At 69.2% G+C, this 23,842-nt stretch carries 22 protein-coding genes and 1 pseudogene; 19 read left to right on the forward strand and 4 right to left on the reverse strand.

Annotation, left to right across the window (positions count from 1 at the left end; all coding sequences use genetic code 11):
• Window positions 1-74 precede the first annotated feature (74 nt).
• The 5 genes from dacB to ACNQVK_RS07845 are packed head-to-tail and all read left to right on the forward strand — an operon-like array spanning window position 75 to window position 6,338.
• Complete coding sequence (gene dacB, locus ACNQVK_RS07825) at window positions 75-1,454, forward strand: D-alanyl-D-alanine carboxypeptidase/D-alanyl-D-alanine-endopeptidase (protein ID WP_418029066.1); 1,380 nt, start codon at window positions 75-77, stop codon at window positions 1,452-1,454.
• On the forward strand, window positions 1,451-2,518 hold the full coding sequence (locus tag ACNQVK_RS07830; RefSeq protein ID WP_418029067.1) for a zinc-dependent metalloprotease: 1,068 nt from the start codon (window positions 1,451-1,453) through the stop codon (window positions 2,516-2,518). Before dacB ends, ACNQVK_RS07830 begins: the two co-directional genes overlap by 4 nt.
• Complete coding sequence (tilS, locus tag ACNQVK_RS07835; protein ID WP_418029068.1) at window positions 2,497-3,453, forward strand: tRNA lysidine(34) synthetase TilS; 957 nt, start codon at window positions 2,497-2,499, stop codon at window positions 3,451-3,453. The genes ACNQVK_RS07830 and tilS overlap by 22 nt, the downstream gene beginning before the upstream one ends.
• Before the next feature lie 45 nt (window positions 3,454-3,498).
• A complete protein-coding gene (hpt, locus tag ACNQVK_RS07840) occupies window positions 3,499-4,077 on the forward strand; it encodes a hypoxanthine phosphoribosyltransferase (protein WP_170856359.1) in 579 nt (192 codons plus the stop codon).
• Between the two features lie 44 nt (window positions 4,078-4,121).
• Window positions 4,122-6,338 (forward strand): molybdopterin oxidoreductase family protein, encoded by a 2,217-nt coding sequence (locus ACNQVK_RS07845; RefSeq protein WP_418029069.1) that lies wholly within the window; start codon window positions 4,122-4,124, stop codon window positions 6,336-6,338.
• A gap of 98 nt (window positions 6,339-6,436) precedes the next feature.
• Here ACNQVK_RS07845 and ACNQVK_RS07850 read toward each other — a convergent pair whose 3' ends face one another.
• From ACNQVK_RS07850 to ACNQVK_RS07865, 4 genes are read right to left on the reverse strand one after another with little or no spacing between them, the layout of a single operon-like run.
• The gene (locus ACNQVK_RS07850) at window positions 6,437-7,162 is read right to left on the reverse strand and encodes an SIMPL domain-containing protein (RefSeq protein WP_409548206.1); all 726 of its coding nucleotides are present in this window, start codon (window positions 7,160-7,162) and stop codon (window positions 6,437-6,439) included.
• A gap of 21 nt (window positions 7,163-7,183) precedes the next feature.
• Window positions 7,184-8,194 (reverse strand): zinc-binding dehydrogenase, encoded by a 1,011-nt coding sequence (locus tag ACNQVK_RS07855; RefSeq protein WP_418029070.1) that lies wholly within the window; start codon window positions 8,192-8,194, stop codon window positions 7,184-7,186.
• The gene (locus tag ACNQVK_RS07860) at window positions 8,194-9,393 is read right to left on the reverse strand and encodes an LLM class flavin-dependent oxidoreductase (protein WP_418029071.1); all 1,200 of its coding nucleotides are present in this window, start codon (window positions 9,391-9,393) and stop codon (window positions 8,194-8,196) included. The genes ACNQVK_RS07855 and ACNQVK_RS07860 overlap by 1 nt, the downstream gene beginning before the upstream one ends.
• Window positions 9,390-10,313 carry an alpha/beta fold hydrolase gene (locus ACNQVK_RS07865; protein ID WP_418029072.1) on the reverse strand — a complete coding sequence of 308 codons (924 nt, stop codon included), beginning with the start codon at window positions 10,311-10,313 and terminating at the stop codon, window positions 9,390-9,392. The genes ACNQVK_RS07860 and ACNQVK_RS07865 overlap by 4 nt, the downstream gene beginning before the upstream one ends.
• 91 nt (window positions 10,314-10,404) lie before the next feature.
• Between ACNQVK_RS07865 and ACNQVK_RS07870 the strand changes: the two genes are divergently transcribed.
• The 14 genes and pseudogenes from ACNQVK_RS07870 to ACNQVK_RS07935 all read left to right on the forward strand — a co-directional run bounded on the left by ACNQVK_RS07870 (window position 10,405) and on the right by ACNQVK_RS07935 (window position 23,718).
• Window positions 10,405-11,430 (forward strand): alpha/beta hydrolase family protein, encoded by a 1,026-nt coding sequence (locus ACNQVK_RS07870; RefSeq protein ID WP_418029073.1) that lies wholly within the window; start codon window positions 10,405-10,407, stop codon window positions 11,428-11,430.
• Window positions 11,427-12,638 (forward strand): saccharopine dehydrogenase family protein, encoded by a 1,212-nt coding sequence (locus tag ACNQVK_RS07875; RefSeq protein ID WP_418029074.1) that lies wholly within the window; start codon window positions 11,427-11,429, stop codon window positions 12,636-12,638. The genes ACNQVK_RS07870 and ACNQVK_RS07875 overlap by 4 nt, the downstream gene beginning before the upstream one ends.
• On the forward strand, window positions 12,635-13,516 hold the full coding sequence (locus tag ACNQVK_RS07880; protein ID WP_418029075.1) for a PaaX family transcriptional regulator C-terminal domain-containing protein: 882 nt from the start codon (window positions 12,635-12,637) through the stop codon (window positions 13,514-13,516). Before ACNQVK_RS07875 ends, ACNQVK_RS07880 begins: the two co-directional genes overlap by 4 nt.
• Before the next feature lie 127 nt (window positions 13,517-13,643).
• Window positions 13,644-15,956 (forward strand): ATP-dependent zinc metalloprotease FtsH, encoded by a 2,313-nt coding sequence (ftsH, locus tag ACNQVK_RS07885; protein ID WP_418029076.1) that lies wholly within the window; start codon window positions 13,644-13,646, stop codon window positions 15,954-15,956.
• A 19-nt stretch (window positions 15,957-15,975) separates the two neighbouring features.
• On the forward strand, window positions 15,976-16,593 hold the full coding sequence (gene folE / locus ACNQVK_RS07890) for a GTP cyclohydrolase I FolE (protein ID WP_044520882.1): 618 nt from the start codon (window positions 15,976-15,978) through the stop codon (window positions 16,591-16,593).
• A 44-nt stretch (window positions 16,594-16,637) separates the two neighbouring features.
• On the forward strand, window positions 16,638-17,447 hold the full coding sequence (gene folP / locus ACNQVK_RS07895; protein ID WP_418034030.1) for a dihydropteroate synthase: 810 nt from the start codon (window positions 16,638-16,640) through the stop codon (window positions 17,445-17,447).
• Complete coding sequence (gene folB, locus ACNQVK_RS07900) at window positions 17,440-17,841, forward strand: dihydroneopterin aldolase (protein ID WP_211156267.1); 402 nt, start codon at window positions 17,440-17,442, stop codon at window positions 17,839-17,841. Before folP ends, folB begins: the two co-directional genes overlap by 8 nt.
• Window positions 17,838-18,374, forward strand: coding sequence for a 2-amino-4-hydroxy-6-hydroxymethyldihydropteridine diphosphokinase (gene folK / locus ACNQVK_RS07905; RefSeq protein WP_418029077.1), 537 nt, complete (start codon window positions 17,838-17,840; stop codon window positions 18,372-18,374). Before folB ends, folK begins: the two co-directional genes overlap by 4 nt.
• Window positions 18,374-18,850, forward strand: coding sequence for a DUF3180 domain-containing protein (locus tag ACNQVK_RS07910; RefSeq protein ID WP_418029078.1), 477 nt, complete (start codon window positions 18,374-18,376; stop codon window positions 18,848-18,850). Before folK ends, ACNQVK_RS07910 begins: the two co-directional genes overlap by 1 nt.
• Before the next feature lie 77 nt (window positions 18,851-18,927).
• On the forward strand, window positions 18,928-20,493 hold the full coding sequence (locus ACNQVK_RS07915) for a DUF6779 domain-containing protein (protein WP_418029079.1): 1,566 nt from the start codon (window positions 18,928-18,930) through the stop codon (window positions 20,491-20,493).
• A gap of 82 nt (window positions 20,494-20,575) precedes the next feature.
• Window positions 20,576-21,547, forward strand: coding sequence for a Rossmann-like and DUF2520 domain-containing protein (locus ACNQVK_RS07920; RefSeq protein WP_418029080.1), 972 nt, complete (start codon window positions 20,576-20,578; stop codon window positions 21,545-21,547).
• Window positions 21,544-22,487 (forward strand): annotated as a pseudogene (panC, locus tag ACNQVK_RS07925) (pantoate--beta-alanine ligase). The gene ACNQVK_RS07920 and the pseudogene panC overlap by 4 nt, the downstream one beginning before the upstream one ends.
• Window positions 22,487-22,903: an aspartate 1-decarboxylase gene (gene panD, locus ACNQVK_RS07930; RefSeq protein ID WP_409548216.1), complete on the forward strand. Its 417-nt coding sequence runs from the start codon at window positions 22,487-22,489 to the stop codon at window positions 22,901-22,903. Before panC ends, panD begins: the two are co-directional and overlap by 1 nt.
• Window positions 22,903-23,718 (forward strand): type III pantothenate kinase, encoded by an 816-nt coding sequence (locus tag ACNQVK_RS07935; protein WP_418029081.1) that lies wholly within the window; start codon window positions 22,903-22,905, stop codon window positions 23,716-23,718. The genes panD and ACNQVK_RS07935 overlap by 1 nt, the downstream gene beginning before the upstream one ends.
• Window positions 23,719-23,842 lie beyond the last annotated feature (124 nt).

The raw sequence follows: 23,842 nt of genomic DNA on the forward strand, positions 1-23,842 counted from the left end.
GGGTCAACCCTAATCGAGCGATAGTCTGGCCTAAACGGGTGGCTCGTCCCCACCACCGGCAGAGCAGGAGAAATATGCGGCCCACACGGTGGCGGCAGTCCACCCATGTGGCGGTTGGCGTCGTGGTCCTGGTGCTGGTCGCCGCCGTCGTCGCCGTTGCTGCCGTGCTCACCGGGCACCGGTCCAGTGATGCCGAGGCGGTGACGCCGGCACCTGCTGCCGCGACCGCCAGCCCGGGGATCGTCCCGGTGGACATGTCGGCGCCCACTCCCACAGTGAGCGGCCTGGCCGCCGCGCTGGCACCGGCTCTGGCGAATCCCGATCTCGGTGAGGTGACCGGCCGGATCACCGATGCCGAGACCGGCGCCGAACTGTGGGAACAGAATTCCGGGGTGCCGATGCAGCCGGCCTCGGTCAACAAGGTGCTGACGACGGCGGCCGCACTGCTGACCCTGGACCGCAATGCCCGGCTGGCCACCACGGTCCTGGCCGTCGACTCCCAGCCGGGTCTGGTGGTGCTCAAGGGGGGCGGGGACACCACGCTCTCGGCGGCACCCGAGGACACCGACACCTGGTACAAAGGCGCGGCCCGCATCAGTGACCTGGCCGAGCAGGTACGCAACAGCGGCATCACGGTAACCGCGGTCCGGGTGGACACCAGCGAGTACAGCGGCCCGACGATGGCCCCGGGCTGGGATCCCGCCGACATCGAGGGCGGTGACATCGCGCCGATGGAATCGGTGATGCTCGACGGCGGGCGCATCCAGCCGGTGACGGTCGAATCCAGGCGGTCGACCACCCCGGCCCTCGACGCGGGCCGGGCCCTGGCCGCCGCGCTCAAGGTGGACCCCGCGACGGTGACGGTGCTGTCCGGTGCGGTGCCGGGTAAGCAGATCGCCGCGGTGCAGTCCGCGCCGCTGATCGAGCGGCTGCGCCAGATGATGAACGAATCCGACAACGTGATGGCCGAGTCGATCGCCCGTGAGGTGGCGGCTCAACTGCATCGGCCGCAGAGCTTCGACGGGGGTGTCGACGCGGTGCTGAGCCAACTCGAGGGCATCGGCATCGACATGTCGGCCGCCAAGCTGGTCGATTCCAGCGGGCTGTCGACCGAAGACCGGCTGACCGCCCGGATTCTCGACGAGGTGGTCAACATCGCGGCCGGCAACACCGAACCTGCCGTGCGGCCATTGGTGGACCTGCTGCCCATCGCGGGCGGCAGCGGCACGCTGTCCAACCGCTACCTCGACACCGATGCCGGGCGCGACGCCGCGGGCTGGCTGCGAGCCAAGACCGGGTCGCTGACTGGCACCAATGCGCTGGCCGGCATCGTCACCGACGACAACGGGCGGGTGCTGACGTTCGCGCTGATCTCCAACAACGCCGGGCCCACCGGGCGCACCGCGATCGACGAGCTGGCCGCGGTGCTGCGGTCGTGTGGATGTGGCACATGAGCGACCGGGTCACCATGACCGCGGGCCGCGCGGTCGATTGGGATTTCGCCGCGACGGTCGGGGCGAAGCTGGCCCGGCCGGCCCCGGCTTCCAGTGACTACACCCGCAACCAGGTGATCGAGCAGCTCTCGGAGAGTTCGAAGGCCGCCGAGCTGCCGGTGCGCGAGGTGACGGGTCTGATCGAGGGCGCGGAGGTGCCGGAGGCCCGCGTGGTGGACCGTCCCGACTGGATCCGCGCGGCCACCCGTTCGATGCGGGTGATGACCACGGGTGGCCAACCCGGTGACGAAAGTGACGAGCACAAGCCGGGATTCATCACCGGCCGGGTGACCGGGGCACAGACGGGCGCGGTGCTGGCTTTCATCTCCTCGGGCATCCTCGGTCAGTACGATCCGTTCGGCCCCGACGGTGGCGAGCTTTTGCTGGTGTATCCGAACGTCATCGCGGTGGAACGTCAATTGCGGGTCAGCCCAGCTGATTTCCGGCTGTGGGTGTGCCTGCACGAGGTCACCCACCGGGTGCAGTTCCGGGCCAATCCCTGGCTGGCCGACCACATGTCGCAGGCCCTGGCGGTGCTCACCCAGGATGCCGGTGAGGACGTCGCCGAGGTGGTGGGCCGCCTTGCGCAGTTCGTCCGCGATCAACGCAACGGGGCGGCCCCTGACCCGAATTCGAGCGGTGTCCTTGGCCTGATGCGCGCCGTGCAGGCCGAACCGCAGCGCCGCGCGCTCGATCAGCTGTTGGTGCTCGGCACGCTGCTGGAGGGGCATGCCGATCACGTGATGGATGCCGTCGGTCCGGCGGTGGTGCCCACGGTCTCGACCATCCGGCGTCGCTTCGACGAACGCAGGCAGCGCAAGCAGCCTCCGTTGCAGCGGGTGGTCCGCGCGTTGCTGGGCTTCGACGCCAAGATCAGCCAGTACACCCGGGGCAAGGCGTTCGTCGACCACGTGGTGACGAAGGTCGGGATGGCCCGCTTCAACACGATCTGGTCCAGCTCCGACACCCTGCCGCTGCCCGACGAGATCGACGAACCGCAGCGATGGATCGAACGGGTGCTGTAGCCGCGCTGCGGCAAGCCGTGGCGGCCGCCGGTCAGAGCATCGACGGGTCGGCCTGGTGCGTGGCACTGTCCGGCGGCCCGGATTCCCTGGCCCTGGCCGCGGTCGCGGCCGACCTGCGGCCCACCACCGCGCTGATCGTCGACCACCGGCTGCAGGCCGGATCGGACACCGTCGCCGAAACCGCGCACCGGCACGCGCTGGCCCTGGGGTGCGTTGCGGCACATGTACTTTCGGTCGAGGTTGGCCGGACCGGCGGGCCGGAGGCCGCGGCCCGGCAAGCGCGTTATGCAGCACTCGACACAGCCCGTGACGGCGCGCCGGTGCTGCTCGGCCACACCCTCGACGATCAGGCCGAGACGGTGCTGCTCGGGCTGGGCCGCGGATCGGGTGCTCGCTCGATCGCCGGGATGCGCCCGCACGACCCGCCGTGGCACCGGCCGCTGCTGGGGGTCCGGCGCACGCTGACGCATGCGGTCTGTGACGAACTCGGCCTCGCCCCGTGGCAGGACCCGCACAATGCCGACCGCCGGTTCACCCGGGTCCGGCTCCGGCACGAGGTGCTGCCCCTGTTGGAGGACGTGCTCGGCGGAGGGGTGGCCGAGGCGCTGGCCCGCACCGCCACCGCGCTGCGCGAGGACACCGAGACGCTCGACGCGCTGGCCGGCGAGGCGCTGGCCGCGGCGCGCACCGAGGCCGGCCTGGACACGGTCCGGCTGGCCCCGTTGCCCGACGCGCTGCGCCGCCGGGTGATCCGGGCCTGGTTGCTGGACGGCGGCGCGTGTGATCTGACCGACATCCAGATCCGCGGGGTGGACCGGCTGGTGACGGCATGGCGCGGACAGGGCGGCGTGGCGGTCGGTTCCGGGCTGCGCAAACAGCGGTTGTTCGCGGCGCGGCGCAACGGCGTGCTGACGATGCACACCGCACCGGTCTAGCGATCCGCGTTGGAAAGCGGCCCCCTCCCATGGCACGCTGTTGCAGTGGCTGTCGACTCTGCCGAGCTGTATGCGGGAGACATCAAATCGGTGCTGTTGTCCGAGGAGCAGATCCGGACCCGCACCGTCGAACTCGCCGAGATGATCGCCGAGCAGTACCGAGACAATCTGGGCAACGACGACCTGCTGTTGGTCACCGTGCTCAAGGGCGCGGTCATGTTCGTCACCGATCTGGCCCGGACCATTCCGCTACCCACGCAGCTGGAGTTCATGGCGGTCAGCTCGTACGGCTCGTCCACCTCGTCCTCTGGCGTGGTGCGCATCCTCAAAGACCTCGACCGCGACATCAATGACCGCGATGTGCTCATCGTCGAGGACATCATCGACTCGGGGCTGACCCTGTCCTGGTTGCTGCGCAACCTGGCCACCCGGCACCCGCGATCGCTGCGGGTGTGCACGCTGCTACGCAAGCCCGAGGCCGTCAAGACCGAACTCGACGTCGCCTACGTGGGCTTCGACATCCCCAACGAGTTCGTCGTCGGGTACGGGCTGGACTTCGCCGAGCGCTACCGCGACCTGCCCTACATCGGCACCCTCGAACCAAAGGTGTACGAAACGCCTTAAGCCGGAGGCTTACATATGGCCGCCGTCCGGCGCAGAATTCGGGGATGCGCACAGCCCTGCGGATCTGTCCCTTCTGCGAAGCCACCTGCGGCCTGACACTCACCATCTCCGACGATCGGGTGACCGCCGCCCGCGGTGACCGGGACGACGTGTTCAGCGCGGGATTCATCTGCCCGAAGGGCGCCAGCTTCGGTGAACTCGACAACGATCCGGACCGGCTGACGCAACCACTGATCCGCCGTGACGGCGTGCTGACCGAGGGCACCTGGGACGAGGCCTACGCGGTCATCACCGAGCGACTCGGCGCGGTGATCGGCGAGCACGGCGGCGCCTCGGTCGGGGTGTATCTCGGCAACCCGAACGCGCACACCATCGCAGGCAGCCTGTATGCGCCGCTGATCATCCGGGGTCTGGGCACCCGGCAGGTGTTCAGCGCCAGCACGCTCGACCAGATGCCCAAGCACGTCGCGCTGGGCCTGACGTTCGGCAGCCCGATCGCGTTCACCGTCCCCGACCTCGACCGCACCGACTATCTGGTGATCATCGGTGCGAATCCGCTCGTCTCCAACGGCAGCCTGGCCACCGCCGCCGATTTCCCCGGCAAGCTGCGCGCACTGCGTAAACGCGGTGGCCGGCTCACGGTCATCGACCCGGCCCGCACGCGCACCGCCGAACTCGCCGACCGCCACCTCGCGCCCCGGCCCGGTACCGATGCGGCGCTCCTGTTCGCCATCGTGCACGTGCTGTTCGAGGAGGAACTGGTCGCACTCGGTGCGCTCGCCGACCACGTCACCGGCGCCGAACAGCTCCGCGCGCTGGCCGACGAGTTCTCCCCCGAGGCCGTGGCCCCGGCGTGCGGGGTGGGCGCCGGCGAGATCAGAGAACTGGCCCGCGAGCTCGCGGCAGCCCCGACGGCGGCCGTCTACGGCCGGATGGGCACATCCACGGTTGAGTTCGGCACCATCGGCAGCTGGCTCGTCGACGTCATCAACATCCTCACCGGCAACCTCGACCGGCCCGGCGGGGCGATGTTCGCGCTCGGCGCCGCCGCGCCGGCACCACGCCCGCCGAGACCCGGTCGCGGCTTCAAGACCGGACGGTGGGCCAGCCGGGTCTCGGGCTACCCGGAGGTGCTCTCCGAGCTGCCGGCCGCCGCGCTCGCCGAGGAGATCGACACCGCCGGCGAGGGCCAGATCAAGGCGATGATCACGATCGCCGGAAACCCGGTGCTGTCCGCGCCGGACGGTGACCGCCTCGACCTGGCTCTGGACCGCGTCGACTTCATGCTGTCCATCGATCCCTACCTCAACGAGACCACCCGCCACGCCGACGTCATCCTGCCGCCGCCTCCGCCGGCCCGCAGCGCGCACTTCGACGTCGCACTGAACAACCTCGCGGTGCGCAACAACGTTCGGTACTCGTCGCCGGCACTGCCGACCGACGGGCGGCCCGACGAGCCCGCGATCCTGTCCCGGCTCGCGCTGATCCTCTACGGCATCGGTGCCGACGGCGACCCCGCGCTCGTCGACGCGCAGGTGATCGCGACGACGCTGGCGAAAGAGGTCGCCGACGCCGACTCACCGGTGGCGGGCCGCGACGTCGAGGAGCTCACCTCGATGCTGTACGACGGCCCCGGCTACGAACGCAGGCTGGACATGATGCTGCGGCTCGGGCCCTACGGTGACGCGTTCGGTACCAAGCCCGGCGGGCTCACCATGGAGCGGCTGAAGGCCAACCCGCACGGGATCGACCTGGGGCCGCTGAAACCGCGGGTCCCCGAGATCCTGCGAACCCCGAGCGGGCGAATCGAACTCGCACCGGAGCCGATCGTCGCCGACGTGGCGCGGCTGCGCGAGGCGCTCGGCCGCACGGCGGGCGGGTTCCTGTTGATCGGCAGGCGCCATCTGCGGTCGAACAACAGCTGGATGCACAACCTTCCGGCGCTGTCCGGCGGCTCCAACCGGTGCACGCTGCAGATCCACCCCGATGACGCGGCGGAGCTGGGACTCACCGACATCGCCGTGATCAAGGGGCCGGGCGGTGAGCTGCTCGCCCCGATCGAGGTGGACGACGGCATGCGGCGCGGCGTGGTCTCGCTGCCGCACGGTTGGGGTCATGACCGCGGCGGTACCGGTCAGGAGCTCGCGGCCGGCCGGCCCGGGGTGAACGTCAACCAGCTCAACGACGGCACTCATCTGGACCCGTTGTCGGGCACCGCGGTGCTCAACGGCATCCCCGTGGACATCGCGCCGGCGGGTTGAGCCGGTGAACAGAAACTCCTTGTTGACTTTGAGCTGACGCCGCATTTTTGCGGGTAGCAGTGTGCGCGGTCTCAAAGTGAACGGGGACCGCGGTACGGCTAGGTCAGCTCCCAGATCACCGTCACCGAGAAGTTCACCGTCTGCTGACCTGGTTCCAGCGGAACCGCTTCCATCGCCGCGCGCGGCATCGGGGTCGGCGTGGGCGGGGTGGAACCGCCGGACTGCTCGGATATCGAGATCACCTTGCCGAGGTGCATTCCGGATAGCCCGGCGTACTGATCGGCGCGGTTCTTGGCGTCGTCGAATGCCCGGGCGCGGGCGTCGCGCACGAGATCCGAGTCGTCCTCGATCGAGTAGTTGACCGAGTTGATGCGGGTCGCGTCGCCTCCGGTGCTCGCGATCAGCGCCAGCGTCGCCGAGGCCTTGGCGGTGTCGCGGATCTTGACCTTGATCGCATTGCTGGCCTGGTAACCCGAGATCTTGCTGTCGGTGAACTGCGGCTGCACGCTGACCTGCGTGGTGCTGATGTCCTTGCGGTCGATCCCCGATCCGACCAGCGCGTCGATCACGGCCTGCTGGCGCTGGCTGGACTGGTTGAGCGCGCCCGACACGTCCGGCGCGGTGAACTCCATCGCCACGTCGGCGGTGAGGGTGTCCGGAACGCCCTGCACCTGACCGGATCCGACGACGGTCACCTGCCTGGCGCCGTCCGGCGCGCCACCGGCGGGGCCTGAGGTCGTATCGCACGCGCTGGCGCTGACGGCGATCAATCCCGCCGCGGCAACGCCGAGGACCCGCAATTTCGCATTTCCGGCGATCGGCATGACCAAAACCCTACCGGGACGTCACGGCGTCACCAGGACTTTGCAGTGCCGGTCGGGGGAGGCGAGTTCACCGAACGCGGCGCCCACGCCGTCGAGGCCCACGGTCCCGGTGATCATCGGTGCGACGTCGATGTCGCCCTCGGCGATGGCCCGCAGTGAGTCCGCGAACTCGGCGGGGTCGTAGCCGAACACGAACTGGATGTTGATCTGCTTGGTGATCGCGTAGAACGGGTGCACGGTGTCGGGCTGCATGCAGACTCCGGCCACCACCAGCCGGACGCCCGCGGGTGCCCGGCGCAGCACGTCGTCGATGACGCCGGGGGCGCCGACTGCCTCGAACACCACCGCGGGCTTGCACTGATGGAACGGTGAATCGGCGGCCGGATCCAACGTCACGTGCGCGCCCATCGTGGCGGCGAGTTCCCGGCGGGCGGGGGAGAAGTCCGACGCCGCAATGGTTTCCACACCGCGAAGCCTCAGCGCGGCGATGATGGCGATGCCGACCGGGCCGCAGCCGACGACGAGCGCCGCCTCGCCGGGTTCGATGCGCGACGCGTTGACCGCATGCAGGCCGACGGCCATCGGCTCGGTGAGCGCGGCGTGTTCGGCACTCAGACCATTGGGTACCGGTAGCAGCAAAGGTGCCGACAGCAGCATCTTCTCGGCGTATCCGCCCATGGTGGTGTTGCTGTACACGATCGGTGCGACGCCACCTGCCGAGATCAGCACCGGTACGGAGGTCACCAGGGTGCCCGCCGCGGGCGCCTCGGTGCCCGGGCCCGCGGCGAGGATCTCGGCGCTGAACTCGTGGCCCATGAAGACGTCACCGGCCAGGTCGATGTCGATGTCGGGCACGCCCTCCAGGTCCGCGCTCGCGGCCAGCATGTCGGCGCCGTGGGTGGCGAAATGCAGGTCGGAGCCACAGATTCCACAGGCCTTCACCTCGACGAGCACCTGACCCGGGCCTGGCGTCGGTTCAGGCACGTCGTCGCGGACGACCATCCGTCCGTCGCGCAGGACCGCGGCGCGCATCAACTCTTCTCCTCGGCGGCGTCTCCGGCGGCGTCCTCGGTGACGGCTTCGGTGATCGCGTTGACGATCGCCTGCCCGGCGCGGCCCAGCAGTTGATCCCGCATGCCCTTGGCCCAGTCGTGGGATGCCCGGGCCGCGGTGAGCTGACCCTTGAAATGCGGGATCACCTCACGCGCGAAAAGTTCGTAGGAATGGAAGGTGGCGGCCGGGGGCGCCCAATCGTGGCCGAGCAGCAGGAAGGTGCCGAAGCCACCCGAGCGGTCCAGCAGGTCCTGGATGTAGGCGATGGCGTCGGCGGTGGTACCGATGCAGCAATTGCCGCCTGCGGCATAGTTTTCCACGAACTCGTAGGGGGACGGGGCCGGACCGGTGTCGTTGGAAAGTGGCACGAAGCCGGCTGCCCCGAAGTAGTTGGCGAAGTCCTGCAGGCCGTACGTGCAGTCCTCGATGGCCTGCTCGCGGGTGTCGGCGAGGTGGATGATGCCCAGTACCCGCCAGTTCTTCCGGTCCGGTTCGGGCCGGTCGGATTTGGCGGCCTGGTCGCGCACCGTCTCCCAGGTGGTCTCGATGGCCGCGTAGCCTCCGGGCACCGACATCGACAGGGAGAGCAGGGACGTGCCCAACGCCCCGGCCAGTCGCGGACCTGATGGGGAAACCATTGCCGCGGTGGAAATTTCGGGATAGGGCCAGGTGTAGGGGCGGATGTGCAGTGCCGCGTCACGCAGGGTGAACCAGTCGGTTTTGCGGTCGATCCGCTCGTCGGGTGCGGCACGGAACAACGCCAGGATCGCCTCGAGGGATTCCTGCATCATCGGCCGCTGGTCCACCGGGTCGATGCCCATCATGTAGGCGTCCGACGGCAGCGCGCCCGGTCCGGTGCCGAACATCACCCGGCCGCGGGTGAGGTGGTCGAGCAACACCCAGCGGTCGGCGACCATGAGCGGATGGTGGTACGGCAGCGACACCACGCCGGTGCCCAGCCGGATGTGTCTGGTCCGTTCTGCGGCGGCGGCGATGAACACCTCGGGACATGCGATGAGTTCGTAACCGCCGGAGTGGTGTTCACCGAACCATGCCTCGTCATAGCCGAGCCGGTCCAGCGCCTCGACGCGGTCCATGTCGTATTGCAGTGCGGTGGTGGGGGATTGGCCCACGGGGTGGAAGGGCGTGATGAAGACGCCGAAGTTCAGCGGGCTCACTTGAGGTCTCCCAGGAACTCCAGCAGCGCCGCGTTCACCTCGTCGGGCCGTTCCTGCTGCAGCCAGTGCCCGGCGCCGTCGAGCAGCACCTCGCGGTAGTCGCCGGTGACCACTTCGCGCACTCTGTCGCGCGGAGTGAAGCCCAGCACCGGGTCGGCGGTGCCGGCCAGGAACAGGGTGGGCGCGGTGATGGTCGGCGCGGGAGTGCTCTCGGTCAGCTCCCAGTTCCGGTCGAAGTTGCGGTACCAGTTCAGCGGCCCGGTGAAGCCGGTCTCCGTGTAGGCCTGCACGTAGTGCTCGAACTCGTCGGCGCTGATCCAGTCCGGCAGCGGCGGCACCGGGCGATCGGCCACGTTCTCGGGCGCCTCGGCGAGACCCTCCATGGCGATGGTTCGACGCAACGATTGCCGCGGGTCGGCGCCCAACGCGGCATCGGCGACGCCGGGTTCCTGGAAGTACAGGATGTAGAAGAAGTTGTCTCCGACGATCTTGCGCCAGATCTGCGTCGGGGGTGCGGGCGCCCTCGGTACCGGCGGCACGCTCATGGCCACGACCGCTCTGGCCCGGTCCGGGTAGAACAACGGGAAGTTCGTCGCGACCGGTGAGCCCCAGTCGTGGCCAATGAGCACGGCCTGCTCTGTATCGACGTCGTCGAGCAGACCGGCGATGTCGGCTGTCAGCTCGACGATGTTGTACGCATCGATGGCTTCGGGCCGCGATGAGCCGCCATAACCGCGCTGGTCAGGGGCGAGGACGTGGTAGCCGGCCGCCGCCAGCGCCGGGATCTGGTGCCGCCATGAATAGGCCAGTTCGGGGAATCCGTGGGTCAGCACCACCACCGGATTTCCGCGTTCACCCGCCTCCAGCACCTTCAGTGTCACGCCATTTGTATCGACTAACCGTTCGGTTGGTATGGGCACGGTCTCAGCCAAGCACAGGATCGGCGGCCTCGTAAGCCTGTCTATCGATAACTATCGAAAGTAAAACGGACGTTTCAAGTACGATAGTTTTATGCTCTGCGTCTGTCTTCGGGTGATCGCCGTCTGCTGCCTCGGCGCGGCCACGCTCGGCGCCGTCGTCGTCGTTCGAAACGACTTCGCCATCACCGAAGAACATGTGGAGATACCGGGCTCGGCGCAGCCGCTCGAGGCGATCCTCGCCCTGCCGACCGGCGTGGAAAAGCCGCACGGGCTGGTGGTCTTCGTGCACGGCGACGGCCCGGCGGACGCGTCTCGCGATTCGTTCTACCGGCCGCTGTGGGAGGCGTTCGCCCGGGCCGGTTATGCCTCGGTCTCCTGGAACAAGCCTGGTGTCCAAGGGGCGCAGGGCAATTGGCTGTATCAGAGCATGCATGACCGTGCCGTCGAGACCGAGGCCGTACTGACCTGGGCGCGCGGCCGCAGCGACATCGATCCGCGCCGCATCGGGATATGGGGCATCAGCCAGGCCGGCTGGGTAGTGCCCGAGGTGGCCGTCAACCACCCCGAATTGCAGTTCATGATCCTGGTCGGGCCTGCGATCAACTGGCTGCGCCAAGGCGAATACAACCTGCTGGCCGAACTGCGGGCACGCGGGGCCGGCGATCCCGAGATCGCTGCCGCATTGGCGCGCCGCGCCGAATCCGTTCGGCTGCTGCGCGCCGGTGCCGACTACGGCCGGTACATCGCGAGCGGGATCGACGACCCGCCGATGTCGGCCGACCGGTGGCGGTTCGTGCGCACCAACTACCTGTCCGACGTGACGCCACAGCTGTCCGGGATCACGGTCCCGGTCCTGCTGATGCTGGGAGCCGAGGACCGGAACGTCGACGTTGGCGAAACCGAACGGGTCTACCGCGCGCAGGTGCCGCCGAACCTGCTGACCGTTCAGACGTTCCCGGATGCCTCGCACAGCATCGCCAAGGCGCCGCTCGACCACGACCAAGGCGTCCGGTCGTTCCTGGTGGCGGTTGTCGCGCCGCGCTCGCTGTACGCCCCCGGCTACCTCGACTCCCTCAGGCAGTTCGTCGAAACACAACCCGAAAGGACCACTCCATGAGAGTTCTCGCCCTGGGCGGCGCCGGAGCGATGGGTGCCGTCGCCGTTCGGACCGTTGCGTACGGCGGCGGCGTCGAGCACATCGTCATCGCCGACCGTGATCTCGCGGCCGCCGAGCGCCTCGCGCGTGAGTTGTCCGGTGCCGCCGTGCCGGTCAGCGCTCGCCGGGTGGATGTCACCGACGGCGCCGGACTGCTCGATGCGCTCGGCGAGGCCGACCTGGTGCTCAACACCGTCGGCCCGTACTACCGATTCGGACTGGCGGTGTTGCGGGCCGCGATCGATACGGGCACGCACTATCTCGACATCTGCGACGACTGGGAACCCACCGTGCAGATGCTCGAACTGGACGCGCAGGCCCGTGCAGCGGGCGTGACCGCAGTCATCGGCATGGGTGCGAGCCCGGGGGTGAGCAATCTGCTCGCCGCGGCGGCTGCCTCTCGGCTGGATTCGGTGCGCGATGTCTACACCGCATGGCCGGTCGACGTGACGGCCGGCGGGGAAGAGGCCGGCCGCGACCAACTGATCGGCCCGGACGGGTCACCGACGGCCGCGGCCGTGCACTGGATGCAGCAGAGCAGCGGCACCATCACCGGAGTGCGGGCCGGCTCGCTGACCGAACAACGGCCACTGCGGCCGGTGACGCTCGAGCTCCCGGGCGGCCGCCGCGGCACTGCCTACACCGTTGGGCACCCCGAACCCGTCACGCTGCAACGCACCCTCAAACCGACCGGAGAATCGGCCAACCTCATGGTCATCAGTCCGTCTGCGCTCGCCTATCTCGACGTGCTGCGCCGGGGCATCGACGGCGGCCGGCTCACCAACGAGACCGCGGCCCGCCGCATCGCCAAACCTGATCTCCCCGGCATCATCCGATCGTTGCCGCGCGCCCTGACCAACAAGGGCCCGGGCAGCCTGCCGCCCTTCTTCGCCGCGGCGTTCGGCGATCGCCGCGGCCGCGACACGGCCGTGCTGGCCCACCTCAACCCGGCCGCCGGCATCGACGCGTTGTTGACAGACATGGCCCGCGCTACCGGAATTCCGTTGGCGCTCGGCATGTCCCAGATCGCCGACGGCAGCGCCCGTCGGGCCGGCGTGCACCCGCCCGACGCGGTGATCGACAGCGACCGGTTCTTCGCCGACCTCGATCGTGAACTCGGGCGTACCGGTTCACCCCCGCTGATCGTGGTGGACCATGAGTACCGATGAGCCCTGAGGTACGCACCGAGACCGACCATGCCGTCCCGACCCGGATCCTGGTCGAGAGCATGCTGCGTGCGGACGCCACGGTCGACGCGGGCGAGCTCTACGACGTCGCCAACACCCTCGGTATGAGCGACCAGCAGGTGCGGTTGTGCATCAAACGTCTGGTGGCCGAAGGGCAGTTCGTCCAGGACGGCCGCGGGCGCAAGGCGGTGTTGCGGGCGACGCCGGAGATGCGCAGCACCATCGAGCCGGATCTGGAGTTCGTCCGCTACATGTACGCCCAGGACCGTGGACAGGCCGACTGGGATGGCCGGTGGCATGTGGTGGCCTTCGCCATCGGCGAGTCCGCGCGATCGGCCCGCGACTCGATGCGCGACGCCGTCCTCCGCCTGGGCGGCGCCCCCGTCCAGGGCGGCCTGTACGTCTCACCCAACGAATGGGAGCCATACGTGCAGGCCGCGGCCGACCGGTTCGGCGTCGCCGATCGCGTCACCACCCTCACCACGACCGACCTCACGGTCGGCGGTGTCAGCGAGGCCCGGGCTCTCGCCGAAGCCCTGTGGCCGCTCGACCGCATCGCCGACGGTCATCATCGCCTCCTGGCAACGGCGCGACGGGCGGCGCAGGAGCTGGCGGGCGCCGCCCGGGCGACCCGGCTCAGCATCGCGATCGAGCTGGCCGCGGAGTTCACCCGAGCCGTGGAGCCGGATCCGCTGCTGCCACCCCAACTGTTGCCGCAGCCGTGGATCGGTGGCGCGGCCCGGGCCGCGGTCGCGGATTGCTGGTCGGACCTGCTACAAGACGATCAGCCCGAGCCCCTGAAACTCTTCCGCTGGTACGGCGACGTCATCGCGGAAGTGGCGCGCATCGCCCGTGAGTGAGGGCACTTCAGGTGCGCCTGGTAACGCTGGATACCGCCGGGAACTGCCGGACGTTGGTCTAGCGGTAGCCTTGAATGTCTCAACTGCGCACGTTGGAAGGACCGGGCCGAACTCGGCCGAGTGATCGATGAACCGCAAAAATGTGATCCGTACGCTGACCGTGGTCGCGGTCGTGCTGTTGCTGGGCTGGTCGTTTTTCTATTTCAGCGACGACACCCGTGGCTACAAACCCGTCGACACCTCGGTGGCGGTAGCTCAGATCAACGCTGACAACGTCAACAGCGCCCAGATCGACGACCGCGAACAGCAGCTGCGTCTCGATCTGAAGAGCGGCAAAGAAGAGACCGAGAATTCCGACAAGGTCATCACCAAATACCCGACCGGCTACGCGCTGAAGCTGGCCGATCAGCTGGGCGCCAAGAACATCAAGTTCGGCACCACGGTCAACCAGGGCAGCTTCCTCGGCTCGATGCTGATCTATATGCTGCCGCTGCTGTTGCTGGTCGGCCTGTTCGTGATGTTCTCCCGCATGCAGGGCGGCGGCCGGATGGGCTTCGGCTTCGGCAAGTCCAAGGCCAAGCAACTCGGCAAGGACATGCCCAAGACCACCTTCGCCGACGTTGCCGGCGTCGACGAGGCGGTCGAGGAGCTCTACGAGATCAAGGACTTCCTGCAGAACCCCAGCCGCTATCAGGCGCTGGGCGCAAAGATCCCCAAGGGCGTTCTGCTCTACGGTCCGCCCGGCACCGGCAAGACCCTGCTGGCCCGCGCGGTCGCGGGTGAGGCCGGGGTTCCGTTCTTCACCATCTCCGGTTCGGACTTCGTCGAGATGTTCGTCGGCGTCGGTGCGTCCCGCGTGCGCGACATGTTCGAGCAGGCCAAGGCCAACAGCCCGTGCATCATCTTCGTCGACGAGATCGACGCCGTCGGCCGTCAGCGCGGCGCGGGCATGGGCGGCGGTCACGACGAACGTGAGCAGACCCTCAACCAGCTGCTGGTCGAGATGGACGGTTTCGGCGACCGCCAGGGCGTCATCCTGATCGCGGCCACCAACCGGCCCGACATCCTCGACCCGGCCCTGCTGCGGCCCGGCCGCTTCGACCGGCAGATCCCGGTGTCCAACCCCGACCTGGCCGGCCGTCGCGCGGTGCTCAAGGTGCACTCGGCGGGCAAGCCGATCGCCCCCGACGCCGACCTGGACGGGCTGGCCAAGCGCACCGTCGGCATGTCCGGCGCGGATCTGGCCAACGTCATCAACGAGGCCGCGCTGCTGACCGCCCGCGAGAACGGCACCGTCATCACCGGTGCGGCGCTGGAAGAGGCCGTCGACCGCGTCGTGGGCGGCCCGCGCCGCAAGGGCCGCATCATCAGCGAGCAGGAAAAGAAGATCACCGCCTACCACGAGGGCGGGCACACCCTGGCCGCGTGGGCGATGCCCGACATCGAGCCGATCTACAAGGTGACGATCCTGGCCCGCGGCCGCACCGGCGGCCACGCCGTAGCAGTCCCCGAGGACGACAAGGGCCTGATGACCCGGTCGGAGATGATCGCCCGGTTGGTGTTCGCGATGGGTGGCCGTGCTGCCGAGGAGCTGGTCTTCCGCGAGCCCACCACGGGTGCGGTGTCCGACATTGAGCAGGCCACCAAGATCGCCCGTGCGATGGTCACCGAGTACGGCATGAGCTCCAAGCTTGGCGCCGTGCGCTACGGCACCGAGCACGGCGATCCGTTCCTGGGCCGCACCATGGGTACCCAGGCCGACTTCGGCCACGAGGTGGCCCGCGACATCGACGACGAGGTGCGGAAGCTCATCGAGGCCGCGCACACCGAGGCGTGGGAGATCCTCAGCGAGTACCGCGACGTGCTCGACACCCTGGCCGGTGAGCTCCTGGAGAAGGAGACGCTGCACCGCGTCGAGCTCGAGGCCATCTTCGGTGACGTGAAGAAGCGTCCCCGGCTGACCATGTTCGACGACTTCGGTGGCCGGGTGCCGTCGGACAAGCCGCCGATCAAGACCCCGGGCGAGATCGCCATCGAGCGCGGTGAGCCGTGGCCGCCGCCGGTGCCGGAGCCCGCGTTCAAGGCCGCCATCGCCGCCGCCAGCCGCGAGGCCGAGCGCGCGAACGAGACCAACGGGGCCGGGACCAACGGTGCGCCGCCGAACGGGTCCAACCAGAACGGCTCGACCCAGCCCGATTACGGTGCTCCGGCCGGCTGGCACGCCCCGGGCTGGCCGCCCGCCCCGTCGCAGCCCGGATACCAGCCGCCCCAGCAGCAGGGTTACTGGTACCCGCCGCCGCATCCGTCGGGATGGCAACAGCCCCAGCCGTACCCGTACCAGCCTTATCCTCATCCCGGTCAGCCGAATCCGAACGAGGAGGCGGGCCAGGACGGTGGACCTGAGCGGGCCGACCGGCCCAACCCGCCGGCCCACGGCTGATCCGAGAACGGAGGCTTCGATGTCGCAGTCGCTGCGCGAGCATCACAACAACACCGATACGGCCACGCGGGTGTTCGACCAACCCCGGGCCGAGGCGGCCGTTCGTGAATTGCTGATCGCCATCGGCGAGGACCCCGACCGACAGGGTCTGCTGGACACCCCTGCTCGGGTGGCGCGTGCGTACAAGGAGCTGATGGCGGGTCTGTACACGGACCCGGACGCGGTGCTCAACACCACCTTTGACGAGGAGCACGACGAGCTCGTGCTGGTCAAGCAGATCCCGCTGTACTCCACCTGCGAACACCATCTGGTGTCGTTCCACGGGGTGGCGCACGTCGGATACATCCCCGGCGTCGACGGCCGGGTGACCGGTTTGTCGAAGATCGCCCGCCTTGTCGACCTGTACTCGAAGCGCCCGCAGGTGCAGGAACGCCTGACCGCCCAGATCGCCGACGCGCTCATGCGGAAGCTCGATCCGCGCGGGGCCATCGTGGTGATCGAGGCCGAGCACCTCTGCATGGCGATGCGCGGTGTCCGTAAACCGGGCGCGGTCACCACCACTTCCGCGGTGCGGGGACAGTTCAAGACCGACAAGGCATCCCGGGCCGAGGCGCTGGAACTCATCCTCCGGAAGTGAACCCACCCGGCCCGATTGTCCCTCGCGGAACGCCCGTGCAGGTCATGGGTGTGGTGAACGTGACCGACGATTCGTTCTCCGACGGCGGCAGGTTCATCGACCGCGACCGAGCCGTCGAACACGGGCTGGCTCTTGCCGCCGCGGGGGCCGCGATCATCGATGTGGGTGGGGAGTCGACCCGCCCCGGTGCGGTGCGGGTCGACCCCGCGGTGGAGGCGGCCCGCGTCGCTCCTGTGATCGAAGCGCTTGCGGCCCAGGGAATCACCGTCAGCATCGACACCATGCACGCCGACGTGGCGAAGGTCGCGCTGGAAAGCGGCGCGCAGATCGTCAACGACGTGTCCGGCGGCCTGGCCGACCCGAACATGGCACCCCTGCTCGCCGAGGCGAAGGCGCCGTGGATCCTGATGCACTGGCGTTCGGTCGGTGCCGAGCAGCCGCATCACGCCCCGGGTTACGGCGACGTGGTGGCCGAGGTCCGTGCCGAACTGCTCGGCGCCGTCGACGCCGCGGTCGCCGCGGGTGTCGACCCGCAGCGGCTGATCATCGACCCGGGCCTGGGATTCGCCAAGACCGCCCAGGACAATTGGGCCTTGCTGCACGCGCTGCCCGAATTCATCGCCACCGGTATCCCGGTGCTGGTGGGTGCGTCACGCAAGCGTTTTCTGGGTTCCTTGCTGGCCGGCGCGGACGGGACACCCCGACCACCGGACGGCCGGGAGACGGCCACGGCCGCGATCTCGATGCTGGCCGCCCAGCACGGGGCCTGGGGTGTGCGGGTGCACGATGTGGTGGCCTCCGTCGACGCGCTCGCGGTGCTGGAGGCCTGGGAATCTGGAGGTCGGGTTGGCTGATCGAATTGAGTTGCGCGGCTTGCGGGTTCGGGGCAATCACGGTGTCTTCGACCACGAGCGCCGCGATGGTCAGGAGTTCGTCGTGGACATCACGGCGTGGGTGGACCTGCGCCGGGCGGCGGCCACCGACGATCTGGCGGACACCCTGGATTACGGTGCACTGGCCCAGCGGGCAGCGGACATCGTCGCGGGGCCGCCGCGCAACTTGATCGAGACGGTCTCGGCCGAGATCGCCGACGCCATCATGGCCGACGAGCGTCTGCACGCGGTCGAGGTGGTGGTGCACAAGCCCAGCGCCCCGATTCCTCTGACGTTCGACGACGTCGCGGTGGTGGCCCGGCGGTCCCGCGCACGCGAGGAGCAGAGAAAGCCTGAGCGAGGGAACAGCCAGTGACTTCCACAGTGCTCTCGATCGGGTCGAACCTCGGCGACCGGTTGGCCCGGTTGCAGTCGGTGGTCGACGGATTGGGGACCGCGGTGCGCGCGGTGTCGCCGGTGTTCGAGACCGACGCCTGGGGCGGAGTCGAGCAGGGACCGTTCCTGAACGCGGTGTTGATCGCCGACGATCCGGACCTCGACTGCCATGGCTGGCTGCGGCGGGGACAACAATTCGAGCAGGAGGCGGACCGGGTACGGGAGCAGAGATGGGGCCCGCGCACCCTCGACGTCGACCTGGTCACCTGCCACGAGGGTGACATCGAGGTGCTTTCCCGCGACGACGACCTCACGTTGCCGCACCCGCTGGCCCACCTCCGTGCCTTCGTCCTGATCCCGTGGTTGGCAGTGGATCCGGATGCCACGCTGACAGTGGTCGGCCGAACACGGCGGGTCGCGCACCTGCTGGAGGAGATCGACCCGGCCGAACGGGCCGGGGTCAGGCGCACTGACCTGGCGCTGGACTTCGACACCGAACCCGTGGCGGACTGATGGGCCCAACCCGCAAGCGCGACCTGGCCGCCGCGGTCGTTGTCGTCGCCATCGTCGGCTACATCCTGATCGGAGTGCTCTACCGCTGGTTCCCGCCGCTGACGGTGTGGACCGGGCTTTCGCTGCTGGCCGTCGCGCTCGTCGAGGCGGGCTGGGCGTTCTACGTGCGGGCCAAGATCAACGACGGGCAGATCGGGGTCGGCGCAGGTCGGTTGCACCCGCTCACGGTGGCCCGGTCGGTCGTGATCGCCAAGGCCTCGGCCTGGGTGGGCGCCGTCGTCGCGGGCTGGTGGATCGGTGTGCTGGTGTACCTGCTGCCCCGGCGCGGCGAACTGCGGGTGGCCGGCGAGGACACCCCCGGCGCGGCGGTGGCCGCGGTCAGTGCCCTGGCGCTGGCTGTCGCGGCGGTGTGGCTGCAGCACTGTTGCAAATCCCCCGAGGAACCGCCGGACAACGGGGACACTGCCCCTGAGTGACGGATTGTGTGAGGTAGTTGCCCGAATCGCCGTGGTGGTCGCCAGGCTGGATGACCGGTGACGGGTACAGTCGGCGCATGACCGTTCTGCCCCGCGGTGGTCGGCCACGGCGCGGCGGCCGAAGGCCAGGCTGGCTGCTCTTAACGGTATTGCTGGTACTCGCCATTCTGGCCAGTTCCGCATTGGTGTTCACCGATCGCGTCGAGTTGCTGAAGCTCGCCGTCATCCTGGCCCTGTGGGCTGCCGTGGTGGCGGCCTTCGTCTCCGTCATCTACCGGCGTCAGAGTGACCTGGACCAGGCCAAGGCCCGGGATCTGAAGTTCGTCTACGACCTGCAGCTGGATCGGGAGATCTCGGCGCGGCGGGAGTACGAGCTGACCGTCGAGACCGAGCTGCGCCGGGAGCTGGCCTCCGAACTGCGCGCGCAGGCGGCCGACGAGGTTGCCGCGCTGCGTTCCGAGCTGGCCGCATTGCGGGCGAACCTGGAGATCCTGTTCGACACGGACCTAGTGCACCGCCCGGCCATCGAGACCGACAAGAGCACGGTGCGCACCGCGGGCCGGGTGACCGCCAGCCGCCTGGATGTGCCCCCCGTCGAGGTCACCGACATTCGGACGTCGCGCACCGAGGAAAGCCCGATCATCGACGTTCCGGCCGAGCCGCATCCGCCGGAGTACGACTGGGCGACCTCGGGTGGTGCGCACCGTCTACCGTCGCGACCGATGCCTGCCGGTGAACAGCCCCGTCGCCGCCGGCGTCAGCAGGACGCTGCACGCCAGCCGGAACCCCCGCGTCAGCCGGAACCCCCGCGTCAGCCGGAACCTCAGCCTCGACCGGAACCGCAACCCGTGTCCCGGCCGGAGCCCCAGCCCGCGCCTCGGCCCGAGCCCCGACCGGAACCGCAACCGCAGCCTCAGGCGCGCCCGGAGCCCCAGCCGCAGCGCAGGCCTGAGCCGCAACCGGCCGCACGCAGTCAGCCGGAGCCGCCGTCCACGTGGGCGCCGCCGCCACCGCCGCCGGCCATGCCGCCGATGCAGCCGTCACCGACGATCGAGGCTCCCGAACCGGAGCCGGTCAGTACGCCTGCGCCTGTCGCCGAGCCCGCGGCCACAGGCTGGGAACCGGCTCCCGCCGAGGGACAGTGGATCCCCGCGGGCGCCCCCGGCAGCAACTGGTCCGCGCCGGTGACCCAGAACGGCGCATCGGCCGAGTACGTCGGCAGGCGCCGCGCCCCCGAATCGACACCAGAGGAAACCTCGGCGCCGGCCCCCGAACCAGCTCCGGAACCGGCCCCTGCGCCGGCCCCCGAACCGGCCCCTGCGCCGGCCCCCGAACCGGCGCCTGCGCCGGCCCCCGCGATGTCGGCAGGCCAAGCTCCCGAGCCGCCGCCTCGTGGCAGGCACTCCGCCGCGGCCGAGACCTCCGATCCCGGCCGGTCCGCACCGGCCCAGTCGTCGCCGGCATTGGCCACCGAATCGTCGCAACCGCCCGAACCGCCCCGGCGGGGATCACGGCACCGCAGCGAACCGGAACCCGAGCCGGCGAACGGGCACCATGCCGACGGGCAGTCGGTAAATGAGCTGCTGGCACGGTTTCAGTCCGCCCCTGCCGAAGGCGGGCGTCGCAGGCGTCGCGACGAGTGAGCTAGTCTCGTGACGACCGTCCGGTACCCGCAACGCGGGACTGGAACGACTGAAACCTATTCATCCTGTGAGGTCGTCTGCGATGGAGCAGCCCCCTGCAAACGGGTGGTCCCCTCCTGAGGGATTGCGTCCTGCCAGGCTCAGCGTCGGCGTCATTTCGGCGGGCCGGGTCGGCACGGCGCTCGGCTATGCCCTGGAACGGGTCGAGCACGTGGTGGTGGCCTGCAGTGCCATCTCCGAGGCCTCCCGGCTGCGGGCACAGCGGCGGCTGCCCGATACCTCGATCCTTCCCGTCCCCGACGTGGCGCAGCGCGCTGAGCTGTTGCTGCTGACGGTTCCGGACGCCGAGCTGGCATCGCTGGTGTCCGGTCTCGCTGCCACCGGCGTGGTGCGGCCCGGCACCATCGTGGTGCACACCTCCGGTGCCAACGGGGTGGCGGTATTGGCCCCGCTGACCGAGCAGGGGTGCATCCCGCTCGCCATCCATCCGGCGATGACGTTCACCGGCGCCGACGAGGACCTCGCGCGGTTGCCCGATACGTGTTTCGGCATCACCGCGGCCGACGAAGTCGGTTACGCGATCGGCCAGTCGCTGGTGCTGGAGATCGGTGGGGAGCCGTTCCGGGTGCCCGAGCACGCGCGGACGCAATACCACGCGGCACTGGCGCATGCCAGCAACCACCTGGTCACGTTGGTGCTCGACGCCGTGGACACGCTGCGGGCCGCACTGCGCGGTGAGGAACTGCTCGGCCAGGAGCTGGTCGGCGATGCGCCCGGCGGTCTGCCCGAGCGGGTGGTGGGCCCGCTGGCCCGGGCCGCGCTGGAGAACGCGCTGCAACGCGGCCAGGCCGCGTTGACCGGACCCGTCGCACGCGGCGACGCAGCAGCGGTTGGCGCTCACCTGAGAGCCCTGCGCGCATTGGATCCCCAACTGGCCCAGGCATATCGGGCCGACTCACTGCGTACCGCCCAACGCGCACATGCGCCCGTGGACGTGTTCGCGGTGCTCTCAGATGCAGGCCCGGAAACCAGCCCTGAAACGAGTCAAGGATGACCCAGAGCAACCCTCCCAAGTTCGTCGCCGGTGAACTGAACGTCTACTCGGCACCGGCCGATGTCGCGGCAGTCAGCCGGGCCCTGCGCGCCAGCGGGCGCCGCGTCACCCTCGTGCCCACCATGGGTGCGCTGCACGAGGGCCACCTGACGCTGATTCGCGCGGCCAAGCGCGTTCCCGGCGCGGTCGTGGTGGTGTCGATCTTCGTCAACCCGTTGCAGTTCGGGGCGGGGGAGGATCTCGACGCCTACCCGCGCGCGCTCGACGAGGACCTGGCCGCGCTGCGCGCCGAAGGGGTCGAGATCGCCTTCACCCCAACCGGTTCAGGGATGTACCCGGACGGTCCGCGGACCAGTGTGGAGCCCGGGCCCGGCGGCGGTGAGCTCGAAGGGGCCGCGCGCCCCGGCCATTTCGCCGGGGTGCTGACCGTCGTGCTCAAGCTGCTCCAGATCGTCCGGCCCGATCGGGCTTTCTTCGGCGAAAAGGACTATCAACAGCTGGCATTGATCCGGCAGATGGTCACCGATCTCAACGTCGACGTGCAGATCGTCGGGGTTCCCATCGTCCGGGAATCCGACGGCCTGGCAATGTCATCGCGCAATCGGTATCTCGACGCCGACGAGCGGGAACAGGCCGGAGCCCTGTCGGCGGCCCTGCTGGCCGGCAAGTACGCCGCGGCGGGCGGGGCGGCGGCCGCCATCGACGCGGCCCGGGGAGTGCTCGACGAGGTACCCGCCATCGACGTCGATTACCTGGAAGTGCGCGATCCGATGCTGGGCCCCGCGCCGGGGGAGGGGCAGGCCGGCTGCTTGTCGCAGCCCGGCTGGGCCGAACTCGCCTGCTGGACAACATCTCAGTAGATATCGGAGCATCCGCCGGAATCGACGGACACCCTCGCGTCGGCGACGGCGACAATCACGAACTGCCCTGGAGGAACTGATGCAGCGCACCATGCTGAAATCCAAGATTCACCGCGCCACGGTGACGCAGGCCGACCTGCACTATGTGGGCTCGGTGACCATCGACGCCGACCTGATGGAGGCTGCCGATCTGCTCGAAGGCGAGCAGGTGACGATCGTCGACATCGACAATGGTGCCCGGCTGGTGACGTACGCCATCACCGGCGAGCGTGGCACCGGTGTGATCGGGATCAACGGTGCCGCAGCGCATCTCATTCACCCGGGCGATCTGGTCATCCTGATCGCCTACGGGGTGATGGAGGATGCCGAGGCCCGCGCGTATGAGCCGCGAATCGTGTTCGTGGACGCGGACAACAAGCAGATCGATCTCGGCGAACACGGTCATGATCCGGCGTATGTCCCCGAGGACGTCTCCGAACTGATGTCGCCCCGCTGATGCTGCTCGCCATCGACGTCCGCAACACCCACACCGTCGTCGGGTTGATCTCCGGTACAGGTGATCACGCGAAGGTGGTGCAGCAGTGGCGGATCCGGACCGAATCCGAGGTGACGGCCGACGAGTTGGCGCTCACCATCGACGGCTTGATCGGTGACGACTCCGAGCGTCTGACCGGGGCCGCGGGGCTGTCCACTGTGCCCTCGGTGCTGCATGAGGTGCGTGTGATGCTCGAGCAGTACTGGCCGACGGTGCCGCATGTGCTGATCGAGCCCGGTGTGCGTACCGGCATCCCGCTGCTGGTCGACAACCCGAAGGAAGTCGGCGCCGACCGCATCGTGAATTGTCTTGCCGCCTATCACAAATACGGCACCGCGGCGATCATCGTCGATTTCGGCTCGTCGATCTGTGTTGATGTGGTGTCGGCCAAGGGGGAGTTCCTCGGCGGGGCGATTGCGCCCGGTGTGCAGGTGTCCTCCGACGCCGCGGCTGCCCGCTCGGCCGCGCTGCGCCGGGTCGAGTTGACCCGGCCGCGTTCGGTGATCGGCAAGAACACCGTGGAATGCATGCAGGCCGGCGCGGTTTTCGGGTTCGCCGGACTGGTGGACGGACTGGTCAGCCGGATCCGCGAGGACGTCGACGGCTTCTCCGGCAGCGACGTCGCGGTTGTGGCCACCGGCCACACCGCGCCGCTGGTGCTGCCGGACCTGCGGACGGTCGAGCACTACGACCGCCATCTCACCCTCGACGGCCTGCGGCTGGTGTTCGAGCGCAACCGGGACAGCCAGCGGGGACGGCTCAAGCCGGCCAGGTGACCGGTGTGAGGTTGTGCACACCTGGGTCGCGGCCTGACCCCGCCGGGACGCGGGTATGCCGTTGAACCGCCGGTCCATTGGCTCGTGGCCGGGAGCCGCCGGCTTGTCGGCGTGCAATTGCGCG

The sequence above is a fragment of the Mycobacterium sp. 134 genome (assembly GCF_048282715.1).
Lineage (GTDB): Bacteria > Actinomycetota > Actinomycetes > Mycobacteriales > Mycobacteriaceae > Mycobacterium > Mycobacterium septicum.